Here is a 12,107-nt window from a genome sequence, read left to right as displayed (position 1 = left end):
GGTGCCGCCTGCACCGAGGTCGTCGCCACCGGGCGGGGCTGCGCAGGTGCCGGCGCGGCAGCGCCCAGCGGCGGCAGGCCCATGCGGTCGCGCACGATCGGATCGTGATACTTCACGTCGTCGGCGACCGTCGCTTCTGCGCTCGGCGCCACGTTCGAACGGGCGAGCGGCGCGGTCGTACCCGGGCACAGGTGCCCGGTCGCTTCCACCGCACGCCGGTTCGCGTCGCTCTGGCAAAGCAGCGCAAGCGCCACGTCGGTCAGGCCCATCGCACGGAATTCACGCGCATCGAGACGCCGGACGCAGGCCTGGTCGACCAGTGTCGTGCCGCCCGTCGCGCCGAACCCCGGGAACGACACGCCGACGCTCACCGATCCCATGCAGGTATCGGACAGCGTGGTCGTGAGGCCCGGCGCCTGGATCGCGGGGTTCGTCTTGATCGTCTGCGTCCCGGAGTAATTGACGTTCTCCGCCGACTGGGTGTTGTACGGGTTGGTGCCGGGCGAGCCGGACGACTGCAGCGACTGCGGCGTCACGCTCGTGCCGCCGCTCGTGCTGGACGGCATCGTCACGTTCACGTTCACGCTCGAATTGCCGCTGCTGCGAACCCCGCTGGAGCTGGTGGCGTTACCGCCGCGCGAGCTCGTGTTGTTCGTGTTCATGCTCGAGCCGCCGCCCTGGCTGACCGCCGTCGACGACGTCGACGACTGCGCGCTCGAAGTCGAATCGGCGGTTTGCGCCTGGGCGCCGATCGTGGTCATCGCGAACATCGCTGCGCATGCCACCTTGATCCTGTTGCTGTTCATTTCACTCTCCGGACGAGGTTTGACCTCCCACCCAGGCAACCGTACTAATTCCCCTGATTCCCTTCAGCTTTGCCTGCTTCTCCGAACTGTTTCCAGCCGTTGCCCAGCTGGGACCATGAGCCGGCCGACATGCCCTGCCACTGCTGGGCGTCGGGTCCGCCGATGGCACTTCCGGAAGAAAGCGCTTGTTGTTCTGACGGTTTGGTTGTCTGGTCAGGGTTGTTTGACGTCTGCAAATTCGATTGCACGTCGTCGGCAATACGGTCAGCGCCATACGCCGTCAGAGACGCGAGCATCAGAGCGGCGGCAATCACTTTCTGCTTCATGCCAACTCCTTACGTGACAACAATGTGGGGAAAAGAGACCAGCGTCGCTGGGAAACTGGTCCCCCCACACCTGACTAATGACTGCTTCCGGTCGCGCTCGAACTGCCCTGGCTCCCGCCCGCCGCGGACGGCGAGCCGGCCGGACCGGTACTCCACACGGTCGACGAGTTGATGTGATCCGAACCCGCGATCGCGCCCGAACCACCACTGCCCGTCAGGCCAGCGGCACCTGCGTTGGCAATGCCCTGGTCGTTTCCGCCCGCAGCCGTATAGTGGTTCGCGCCGAGTACGATCGTGGCGGTTACCCCTCCCGATAGCGCATTCGCGTTCTCGTTCGTGCTGCTGTTTCCACCGTACGAGCCTGCGGCACCGATACCGCCGCCTGCCGCAAACGCGCCCCCGTTCGTGCCCGAACCGCTGGCCGTCGAAGTCGAGTTGTGGAAAGCGGATGCCGTGCCGGCGGAACCAGCGGGTGTTACGGTACTGCCCGCATTCGCGCCCGCCGTCGAAGTCGAATTGCTGGTATAGCTGCCGGAACCGACCAGCACCGACCCTGAAACACCAGCCGCAACGGATTGCGTCTGGTTGGTCGTGGACGAACCCGCTGCCATCGCAGCCGACGATAAGACGGTGAGCGCTGTCGCAAATATGACGTTGGCTTTCATAGCAATCCCTTGCTGTGAGTGAGTTCGGCGGTGGCGGAGCCGGGCCTGCCCCCCATCGAGCGAAACCCGGCGTCCGTACCGCCAGCCATTGACGAACGCTACGCTCCGCCGCTTAGTAGTGCGTCGTCCAGCCGATCGAGCCGGCATTCGCGCCGCTGTTGCCACCTGCTTGTGCGCCGCCGAAGCCGAAGCCGCCCACTTGCGAGGTGTTGGTGTGGTTCGTGTACGAGATCGAGCCGCTGCTGCCATGGCCGGCCGTTGCGCCAGCTGCGCCGAGCGCTGCACCGGAATCGGTCGCGCCGAAAACGCCGAACCCGACGACCCCGGCCATCGTCGAACCGCCGCTCGACGAATTGCTGGTCGATACCGTGCCGCTGCCAGCGAACGCTGCACCCGAAACCGCCAGAACTGCTGCTGCAATCAGAAGCTTCTTCATGGTCGACTCCAAAACGGCGTGAACGGAGTGAGCCAGGAAGATCGCACGCCATCAACCTTCCTGACTTGAGCAATCCTCAAAAAATAAGGATCACTATCCAATTAGAAAAGACCATTGCCTTTTCAATTAAAATTATTTGTGATTTTGGCCAGACGAAGCTTAGCTTCGTGACTTTTAGTTATCCAAATTTTTCTGATAGGTGTTTTCGATTATTTTTATGAACATTCGCCTGATATCGAAAACACAATTATTTGATAAACCGGAACGATGCGTACACCTTTCCGGCCCGCGATATTCGACACCCCGCCGGACGGCATACCGGCACGCGGCATGCCATTCCGGAATCGAAATTCGCGAATACATTAACCACCGCAAAATGCAGCGCCGTTGAAAATACACCCTTTAACCGGGCGACAACGGGCCTGCATTGCAGCCAGGTGGCATGGCTTCTCCCTGAACTGTCGACGAAAGGTCTTCCGGATAATCCGGCCGACGGGTGTTCGATCTAATCCGGCCGGCGCCGGCATGGGCCTGGCGCGATCGAAGCGACCCTGTACGGCCGAGAACGAATCGGCATCACGCTGTCCGGCACGAACAGCCTGATCCATCCGGGTGAACTGCATGAAAGCGAGCCCCGCTGTCGCCCGACTGCCGTGCGGCGCGACAACCGCGCCAGCACGCGAAGCGCGCGGCGGGCAAGAAACCGGTACAGAGCAGCCCGCGATGCTGGCACAGCGTCGCGAGCGACTCCCCGATCTTTCCGACTCCCCCACTGATGCGCAAAGTACGCGCCGATCAAGCTACTGCTTATGGTCTTCATCGCCGTTTCCCCGACTACTTATTGACGAGTTGGCCGCCCCACCTCTTCGTTACTTCGTGTCGGCCGCCCGCCGGTGCGTCCAATACCGCAAGCAGCGTGCCACGTGATATTCCACCGCATATTGCGCACGGCAAACGGCCGCCACGGCGGCCCGCAGCGCCGGGATCGACATTTTTTGTTTCAGGAATGTATCGCAACAACCGTTTGGCACCCTCGGCGATCGTTGAGCGCCGCGATGCAATAGCCGGATTAGACGGACGAATCCGGCTCGCGGGCCTGCGCCGGATGGCCAGATGAACGGGTGTTTCAAACTTGAGAAGCGCACGGCCGTGCAGGGCGGGCGACACGGCCATTTCCGCTTGCGAACCGTGGGTCGCGGCATGTGCGGCCCCCTCCCGCGCCATCACAAACGAGAATCGATTCGCCCGCCACCGAGCGTTGAGGGCCCGACAGAGCAGCCTCCGACAAGTCGTCGACACGTGTTTCCCCTGATGACCGAAACGAATTTGATTCATCCGTGAAAATACCGACACGATCACACTACGGTCGAGCATCGAAATCGGCCGAAAAAAAGAAATCCTGCACGCTCCCGTAATAATTAAAACAAATGAAAACTTGCGACCTCACCCGGACTCCGTTCATCCTTTTCGCGCTTTCATTCGCCCTGCTTTTCATACCCCAAATCATTCGATGAACAGCGCATTCGAGACACGTTTTTAATCCGTTATCAGCGCATTTCTCATTGATGAAACATTCAAATTCAACACCTGTTTGACGAACCCATTCCCGCAAAAGCCTGATTTATCGTGCGTTTCGTCGTATCGAATTGCATCGACCCGGCAATTGGCCTGCTCGCTTTCCTGTCCCCACGATACACGCATGAAACAAAAGCGCGTCTATCGCGCGGCAATTACGCGGCAATCACGGCGCCACGCGTCCCGCGCATCGCGACGGCATCGTCCATGGCATGCCGATTGCCTGATCTCCGGCTCTCACCGAGCGGCACGCCTGGGCACAAGATCACGGGCGGCGGTCTGCTCGCCAATCAGCGTATCGGGGAAAAGGCGATGAAGATCACCACCGATCGAGCGACGCTTGCGTCGTTCAAGCATCAACGGGGTAGTCAGCGAAACCGGAGCGCCTGTCGCGGCGCTTCGTCGACATCAGCCCATGCGAACCGGCGCTCGCCGACACGCTACCCGTGCAGCGGGATGGAGCGCGTGCGCGCCGCCGTCGAGCAGATCGACGTGGGGTTCCCTGAGCTGAACGACGAAGGAGAAAGCCATGAATGACAGGGTCGCGCTCGAGACGCGCGCCGGTCAGCGCGTCCTCGTGACGGGCGGCGCCGGCTTTCTCGGCAGCTACGTCTGCGAGCGCCTGGTCATGGAAGGCGCGTCCGTCACGTGCATCGACAGCCTGCTGACGGGACGCAAGCTCAACGTCGCCGACCTGAAAGCGTCCGGCCGCTTCGAGTTCGTGAAGGGCGACGTCTCGCTCGGCCTGCCGCAATTGCAGGTGGACGAGATCTGGAATCTCGCGTGCGCGGCGTCGCCGCCCACCTACCAGATCGATCCCGTCCATACGATGATGACGAACGTGCTCGGCATGAACCACTGCCTCGCGCTTGCGCGCAAGACCGGCGCGCGGGTGTTCCAGGCGTCGACCAGCGAAATCTACGGCGACCCGGGCGTGCACCCGCAGACGGAAACCTATCGCGGCAACGTGAACACGATCGGCCCGCGCGCGTGCTACGACGAAGGCAAGCGCGCGGCCGAGGCGCTGTGTTACGACTACTACCGCACGCACGGCATCGACGTGCGCGTCGCGCGCATCTTCAACACCTACGGCCCGCGGATGTCGCCGCGCGACGGCCGCGTCGTGTCGAACTTCATCGTCGGCGCGCTCAACGGCGCGCCGCTCGAGATCTACGGCGACGGCAAGCAGACGCGCTCGTTCTGCTTCGCCAGCGACCTGATCGACGGCTTCTTCTGCCTGATGCGCGCCGAGCGCAACGTCGGCACGCCGGTCAACATCGGCAATCCCGGCGAATTCACGATGATCGAGCTCGCGGAGAAAGTGCTCACGATGACGGGCTCGAAATCGGAGCTCGTGTTCCGGCCGCTGCCGATCGACGATCCCCACCTGCGCCGGCCCGACATCTCGATCGCGTCGGCCGAGCTCGGCTGGCGGCCGGCCATCGATCTCGACGAAGGCCTGCGCCGGACCGTCGACTATTTCAGCCGGGAACTGTGGCTCGAGCCGGTGCTGCGCCTGACCGGGGCCACGACATGAAAGTGCTCGTGACAGGCGGAGCGGGCTATATCGGCAGCCATACCTGCAAGGCGCTCGCGGCAGCGGGACATGAGCCGGTCGCCTATGACAATCTGTCGACCGGCCATCGCGACGCGGTTCGATGGGGGCCGCTCGTCGCGGCCGACATTCTCGACCGCGACGCGCTGTCGAAGGCGTTCGCCGCGCATCGGCCCGACGTCGTGATCCATTTCGCCGCGCTCGCCTACGTCGGCGAATCGGTGCTCGCCCCCGACCGCTATTACACGGTCAACGTCACGGGCACCTGCACGCTGCTGAGCGCGATGCACGCAGCCGGCGTCGGCCGGATCGTGATGTCGTCGTCGTGCGCGACCTACGGCATTCCGGACGTACTGCCGATCTCGGAGCGCACGCCGCAGCTGCCGATCAATCCGTACGGCTTCTCCAAGTACGCGATGGAACGGATGGCCGCCGATTTCGAGCGCGCGTACGGGTTGAAGTGGGTCGCACTGCGCTACTTCAACGCGGCGGGCGCGGACCCGGACGGCATGATCGGCGAATGCCACGAACCGGAAACGCATGCGCTGCCGCTCGCGATCCGCGCGGCACTCGGCACGGGCCACGCGTTCCAGGTGATGGGCACCGACTACCCGACGCCCGACGGCTCGGCGATTCGTGACTACGTGCACGTGAGCGACCTCGCCGATGCACACCTGAAGGCGACCGACTATCTGTGCAGCGGCGGCCACAGCGTCGCACTGAATCTCGGCACCGGCAAAGGAACGTCGGTGCTCGACGCGCTGCGCGCCGTCGAAGCCGTGACGGGCCGCCGCGTGCCGACAGTGACGGCCGCGCGCCGCCCGGGCGATCCGCCCGCGCTGTACGCCGACGCCACGAAGGCCGCGCTCGTGCTCGGCTGGCGGCCGCGTTTTACCGCGATCGAGCCGATGGTCGAACACGCCGCGGCGTGGTTTCAGAAAGAACTGCAATTCGCATCCGGAAAGTAAGCCAGTTTCCTTGTACGCCACCCAGGGGAATCACCATGAAGGTACGGATCGCCATCGTTGGCACCGGCTATGTCGGGCTGGTCAGCGGCGCGTGCTTTGCGGATCTCGGGCATGACGTCGTCTGCATCGACAACAACCTCGGCAAGATCGACGCGCTGAACGAAGGCTGCATGCCGATCTACGAACCGGGCCTCGACACCGTCGTCGCACGCAACGTCGAACGCGGCACGCTGCGCTTCAGCAGCGACCTCGCGGCGTGCGTGCGCGATCGCGACGCGGTATTTATCGCGGTCGGCACGCCGACGCTGCCGGGCACCGACCAGGCGGACCTGCAGTACGTCGAGGCGGCCGCGCGCGAGATCGCATCGAACCTGACCGGTTTCGCGGTCGTCGTCACGAAGTCGACGGTGCCGGTCGGCACCAACCGGACCGTCAAGCAGATCGTCGAACGCTGCGCGCCGGATGGCGTCGACGCGGCGATCGCGTCGAATCCGGAGTTCCTGCGCGAAGGCTCGGCGATCGACGATTTCATGCATCCGGATCGCGTCGTGTTCGGCGCCGAGCATCCGCGCGCGATCGAGATCATGAAGGCCATCTATGCGCCGCTGGAAGCGACGGGCCACCTCGTGCTCGCGACCGAGATCGAAACGGCCGAACTCGTGAAATACGCGGCGAATGCGTTCCTGGCGGTGAAGATCAGCTACATCAACGAGATCTCGGACCTGTGCGAAGCCGTGGGCGCCGATGTCGAACTCGTCGCGAACGGCATGGGCCTCGACCGCCGCATCGGTGCGTCGTTCCTGAAGGCCGGCCCCGGCTGGGGCGGCTCGTGCTTCCCGAAGGACACGCGTGCGCTGAAAGCGACGGCTTCCGAACATGCGGTGCCGCTGCGCATCGTCAGCGCGGCCATCGAATCGAACGCGCTGCGCAAGGAACAGATCCTGCGCCGGATCGAGAAGGCGTGCGGCGGCTCGATCAAGGACAAGCGCATCGCGGTGCTCGGCCTCACGTTCAAAGGCCAGACCGACGACGTGCGCGAAAGCCCGAGCATCGACGTGATCCAGTTGCTCGTCGGCGCGGGCGCGCATATCCGCGCATACGACCCGGCGCGTCCGCACGAGGCGTCGCGGCTGCTGCCGCAGGTGTTCATGGAGGGCTCCGCGATCGACGCGGTGCGCAGCGCGGACGCCGTCGTCGTGATGACCGAATGGAAAGCGTTCGAGGCACTCGATCTCGCCGACCTCGCGGATCACATGGCCGATCCCGTGATGCTCGACATGCGCAACCTGTTCAGCGAACGGCTGGCCGTCGACAGCGGCTTTCGCCGCTACGAACGCGTGGGCCGCTCGTGCGGCGAACGCATGCCGGCCAACCCGGCACCGGAACAACAGCACGTGAGCGGGGACACCCGGCCGCAGCGCGGCCTGCTTCAAGACTGATGGTCTGACCTTGACGGGAGAACACCATGAAGAAGCTGGTTGCGTCGCTTGCCGGCGGCCCTGCGCCGGATACGGCCGACACCATCGCCCCGGAAGGGGATCGCGCCGCATCGCCGCACGCGGACGCCCCGCTCCTCGTCCCGTTGATGGACAGCGGGACCCGGATCGTCTTCCATATCCTCGCGTTGTGCTGGTTCGTCGCGCTGGGCATCTTCTGGCGCTGGTGGCTGCGCGACGAGCACTATGTCGACGCATTCCGCTTCGGCGTCAACTGCTTCGTGCTGTTCTGGACCACCTTCATTCCCGGCTACTTCATCTTCATCATCCGCTCGGCAGTCGTGCCGAACCCCGCGCTGCCGGTGCCGCGCGACTGGCGCGTCGCGATGGTCGTCACCAAGGCGCCGTCCGAGCCGTTCGACATCGTCCGCACGACGATGCTCGCGATGCTCGACCAGACCTACCCGCACGATACGTGGCTCGCCGATGAAGACCCATCGCCCGAGACGCTCGACTGGTGTCGCGAACACGGCGTATTCGTGTCGACGCGGCGCGGCATTGCCGCGTACCACCGCGCAAGCTGGCCGCGCCGGACCAAGTGCAAGGAAGGCAATCTCACGTACTTCTACGATACGGTCGGCTACGACAACTACGATTTCGTGTCGCAGCTCGATGCCGATCACGTGCCGACCCGTACCTATCTCGAGGAGATGCTGCGGCCGTTCATCGATCCGGAAGTCGGCTACGTGTCGGCGCCGAGCATCTGCGACAGCAACGCGGCCGAAAGCTGGAGCGCACGCGGGCGCGTGAACGTCGAGGGGCCGCTGCACGGCACGATGCAGGCCGGCTATGCGGGCGGCCTCGCGCCGCTGTGCATCGGCTCGCACTATGCGGTGCGCTGCCGCGCGCTGCGCGAGATCGGCGGGCTCGGGCCCGAACTCGCCGAGGATCACTCGACCACGATGATCTTCAATGCGAAGGGCTGGCGCGGCATGCATGCGCTGAACGCGATCGCGAACGGCGAAGGGCCGCGCACGTTCGGCGACCTGGCCACGCAGGAATTCCAGTGGTCCAAGAGCGTGATGATCATCATGCTGCGTTACACGCGTCACTATTTCATGGGGCTGCCGCTGAAGCTGAAGGCGCAGTTCCTGTTCTGCCAGTTGTGGTACCCGCTGTGCGCGCTCGCGATGGCCGGCAGCGTCGTGATTCCGGTCGTCGCGCTGCTTACCGGGCGCGTATGGGCGCACGTCGACTACCTCACGTACCTCACCTACTCGCTGCCGCTGACCGTGCTGATCCTGTGCGTCGTGACCTGGGCCACGCATTCGACCCAGTCGTGCCGCCCGCTGAATACGAAGCTGCTGTCGTGGGAAGGACTGTCGTTCGTGTTCGCGCGCTGGCCGTGGGTCGTGCTCGGCTGCGCGTCGGCGGTGTTCGACTGCGTGCGCGGCAAGGAATTTCCGTTCAAGGTCACGCCGAAAGGCGGCACGATCGAACAGGATGCGCCGCTGCGCGTGGTCGCGCCGTATCTGCTGATCTCGCTGTTCTGCAGCCTGCCCGTCGTCACGGTCGAGAATCCGCGCAACGCCGCCGGCTTCTATCTGTTCTCGACGCTGACGAGCATCCTGTATCTCGCGATCGCGGCCGTCGTCGCGGTGAATCACGGCAGGGAGCAAGGGCTCGAGTGGTCGGCGTTCCGGCAGATGTTCTTCAGCCGCCTGCCCGTGCGCAACGCGCTGTTCGTCATCGCGCTCGCGATGCTGCTGTCGGGCATCGGGCTGCGCGCGCCGAAAGGCTGGCAGGCGATGATGTGGCGCTCGGGCTTGCCGGCCGTGATTGCGCCCGTGCCGGGCGAACCGGTGAAGCAGCCCGAACTCGGCGCGTACGATCCCGAGAAGACACTCGCGGCCAGCCGGGATCTCGCGTTCGACCATGTGTTCGTGTCGTGGAACGCGCCCGACATCCGCGCGGAAATCGACGATGCGTACCAGAACGCGCAGGCGCGCAACCGTTCACTGATACTGACCGTCGAGCCGTGGGCGGCCGGCGACACGCGGCAGGGCGCACTGCTCGACGATATCGCGCACGGACGCTACGACGCGCGGATCGCGGCCACCTGCTCGGCGCTCGCCGCGTTGAAGAGCCCCGTGTTCGTGCGCTGGGGCCACGAGATGGAGGCCGACACCGGACGCTATCCGTGGGCGATCGGCGACGCAGCGGCCTACGTCGATGCGTACCGGCGGGTCGTGACCACGTGCCGCACGATGACCGACCAGATCCGCTTCGTGTGGTCGCCGGCCGGCAACCGGAACCTCGACGACTATTTCCCGGGCCGCGGCTACGTGGATGACATCGGCCTGTCCGTGTTCGACTGCCCGCGCTGCGCGGTCTGGCCGGTTGGCGGCCGCGCCTCCGCCGCGAGCATCCTGCGGACCAAGTACGAACGCGTGGCCGACTACGGGCTGCCGGTGATGGTCACGGAGCTCGGCGTCGACGGGTCGAATGCGCGCAAACGCGAGGCGCTCGATGAATTCCAGCGGTCGCTGTGGCGTTATCCGCTGCTGAAGGCCGTGGTGTATTTCAACGCGGTCGATACGCCGGGCGCGTGGCCGGCGCACTATGTGCCGGACTGGCGGATCGCGCCGGCGTTCCTGCAGACGTCGGTGGTCGCCAGATGACACGACCGGAAACCGGCCGTGCGGCAGCCGTCGACCGTCAGCCGAGCAGTTCCTTCTTCCGCAACTGCACGACGTCGCGCATCGGCGGTGCGCCGAACAGCCGGCTGTATTCGCGGCTGAACTGCGACGCGCTTTCGTAGCCGACGACGGCGGCCACCGACCCGACATCGCCGCCCTGCCGCAGCAACAGCCGTCGCGCTTCGTGCAGCCGCAACTGCTTCTGGTACTGCAGCGGGCTCAGCGTCGTCACGTGCTTGAAATGATGGTGCAGCGACGACACGCTCATGTTGACCGCCTGCGCGAGCGACTCGACGCGCATCGGTTCCGCGAAGTGATCGCGGATCCATTCGATCGCGCGCGCGATCCGGTGCGTCTGGCTGCCCGCGATCGCCATATGCCGCAGCCGCGTGCCCTGCCCGCTCGTTATCAGCCGGTACAGCAGTTCCTTTTCGATCAGCGGCGCGACGACCGGAATGTCGGCCGGCGTATCGAGCAGCCGCAACAGCCGCAGCGCGGCATCGAGCAGCGGCGGCGTCAGCTCGGCGAGCGCGATCCCCTCGCCTTCGGGGCCCGCGTCGGGTTCCGGCAGCCGCATCTCGGCCGCGAGCTCGACGATGCGCTGCGGATCGAGCGTCAGCGACAGGCACAGGTACGGCGCGTCCGGCGACGCGCGCGTCACGCGCGACAGGATCGGCAAGTCGATCGATGTAATCAGGCAATTCTGCGTGTCGTACTCGTAAGCCTGGCCGGCCACGATCACGCGCTTCGCGCCCTGCGCGGCGATCACGAGCGCGGCCCGCGACACCCCGCAGCCGAGATCGACCGGCCGCGTGTGCCGGTGCAGCATCAGGCCCGGCACGGCCGTCGAATGCGAGCCGTCCGCCGGCGCAAAACGGCCGATCAGCATCGCCAGTTCGCGCCGCCCGGATTCGCGCGACGCCACGATATCGGTCATGTCCATGACACTTCCTCGATCAATTTCCTCATGTCGCGGGAGCATAGCGAAACCGCCCGCGGCCTGCCCGGGATTTGCAGGATTGTTCAATAAATTTGCAGGATTGGGTAGACGCAAAAATCCGCTGCTCGCGCACACTGCCCGCTGACCGGGCGCATGCCGGGTTTTCCCCACGGAGACAATCACAATGCCTACCTCGTTTGTCCTGAACGGCAAGAACGTCACGCTCGACGCCGATCCGTCGATGCCCGTCCTCTGGGCGATTCGCGAACACGCGGGACTGACCGGCACGAAGTTCGGCTGCGGCATGGCGCAGTGCGGCGCGTGCACGGTGCATCTCGAAGGCCAGGCCGTCCGCTCGTGCGTGCTGCCGCTCGCCGGCATCGCGGGCAAGCACATCACGACGATCGAAGGCCTGCAGAGCAAGCCCGCGCAGGCCGTGCAGGCCGCCTGGGTCAAGCTGCAGGTGCCGCAATGCGGTTACTGCCAGTCGGGCCAGATCATGTCGGCCACCGCGCTGCTCGAACAGAACCCGAAGCCGACCGACGCGGACATCGATGCCGCGATGAACGGCAACCTGTGCCGCTGTGCGACCTACGCCCGCATCCGGGCGGCGATCCACGACGCGGCCGCAACGCTGGGAGCGTGACCATGACGATCGAACTCGACAACACCGGTTCGGTGCGTCCGTCGCGCCGCACGTT

10 protein-coding genes and 1 pseudogene are annotated in these 12,107 nt (G+C 65.1%); 6 read left to right on the top strand and 5 right to left on the bottom strand.

Annotated elements, in window-relative coordinates:
* The 4 genes and pseudogenes from JYJ84_RS16540 to JYJ84_RS16525 all read right to left on the bottom strand — a co-directional run.
* Positions 1 to 806, bottom strand: a pseudogene (locus JYJ84_RS16540) (chemotaxis protein CheA); the annotation flags it as partial.
* A gap of 44 nt (positions 807 to 850) precedes the next feature.
* Entirely contained in the window at positions 851 to 1,132 is a 282-nt protein-coding gene (locus tag JYJ84_RS16535) for a hypothetical protein (protein ID WP_122947629.1), read from the bottom strand.
* 74 nt (positions 1,133 to 1,206) lie between these two features.
* Positions 1,207 to 1,797 (bottom strand): hypothetical protein, encoded by a 591-nt coding sequence (locus tag JYJ84_RS16530; protein WP_122947630.1) that lies wholly within the window; start codon positions 1,795 to 1,797, stop codon positions 1,207 to 1,209.
* Between the two features lie 112 nt (positions 1,798 to 1,909).
* Positions 1,910 to 2,233, bottom strand: a complete 324-nt coding sequence (locus tag JYJ84_RS16525) for a hypothetical protein (RefSeq protein ID WP_122947631.1) — start codon at positions 2,231 to 2,233, stop codon at positions 1,910 to 1,912.
* Between the two features lie 1,626 nt (positions 2,234 to 3,859).
* Between JYJ84_RS16525 and JYJ84_RS16520 the strand changes: the two genes are divergently transcribed.
* The 5 genes from JYJ84_RS16520 to JYJ84_RS16500 are packed head-to-tail and all read left to right on the top strand — an operon-like array spanning position 3,860 to position 10,448.
* The gene (locus tag JYJ84_RS16520; RefSeq protein WP_236027628.1) at positions 3,860 to 4,345 is read left to right on the top strand and encodes a hypothetical protein; all 486 of its coding nucleotides are present in this window, start codon (positions 3,860 to 3,862) and stop codon (positions 4,343 to 4,345) included.
* The gene (locus JYJ84_RS16515) at positions 4,338 to 5,345 is read left to right on the top strand and encodes a UDP-glucuronic acid decarboxylase family protein (RefSeq protein WP_175220185.1); all 1,008 of its coding nucleotides are present in this window, start codon (positions 4,338 to 4,340) and stop codon (positions 5,343 to 5,345) included. The genes JYJ84_RS16520 and JYJ84_RS16515 overlap by 8 nt, the downstream gene beginning before the upstream one ends.
* Positions 5,342 to 6,331: a UDP-glucose 4-epimerase GalE gene (galE, locus tag JYJ84_RS16510; RefSeq protein WP_175220183.1), complete on the top strand. Its 990-nt coding sequence runs from the start codon at positions 5,342 to 5,344 to the stop codon at positions 6,329 to 6,331. Before JYJ84_RS16515 ends, galE begins: the two co-directional genes overlap by 4 nt.
* Positions 6,332 to 6,366: 35 nt before the next feature.
* Complete coding sequence (locus JYJ84_RS16505; protein WP_174955774.1) at positions 6,367 to 7,770, top strand: UDP-glucose/GDP-mannose dehydrogenase family protein; 1,404 nt, start codon at positions 6,367 to 6,369, stop codon at positions 7,768 to 7,770.
* A gap of 26 nt (positions 7,771 to 7,796) precedes the next feature.
* Positions 7,797 to 10,448 (top strand): glycosyltransferase family 2 protein, encoded by a 2,652-nt coding sequence (locus JYJ84_RS16500; protein WP_175220181.1) that lies wholly within the window; start codon positions 7,797 to 7,799, stop codon positions 10,446 to 10,448.
* Positions 10,449 to 10,485: 37 nt separating this feature from the next.
* Here the strand turns inward: JYJ84_RS16500 and JYJ84_RS16495 are convergent, their stop codons facing one another.
* Positions 10,486 to 11,409, bottom strand: a complete 924-nt coding sequence (locus JYJ84_RS16495) for an AraC family transcriptional regulator (protein WP_175220179.1) — start codon at positions 11,407 to 11,409, stop codon at positions 10,486 to 10,488.
* 181 nt (positions 11,410 to 11,590) lie between these two features.
* On the opposite strand from JYJ84_RS16495, the gene JYJ84_RS16490 reads away from it, so the two are divergent.
* Positions 11,591 to 12,052, top strand: coding sequence for a (2Fe-2S)-binding protein (locus JYJ84_RS16490; protein ID WP_021162969.1), 462 nt, complete (start codon positions 11,591 to 11,593; stop codon positions 12,050 to 12,052).
* The last annotated feature ends 55 nt before the right edge of the window (positions 12,053 to 12,107 follow it).

The sequence above is a fragment of the Burkholderia sp. LMG 13014 genome (assembly GCF_905232215.1).
Lineage (GTDB): Bacteria > Pseudomonadota > Gammaproteobacteria > Burkholderiales > Burkholderiaceae > Burkholderia.
Note: the sequence above shows the minus strand (reverse complement) of the source record. Positions and strands in the feature narration are given on the sequence as shown.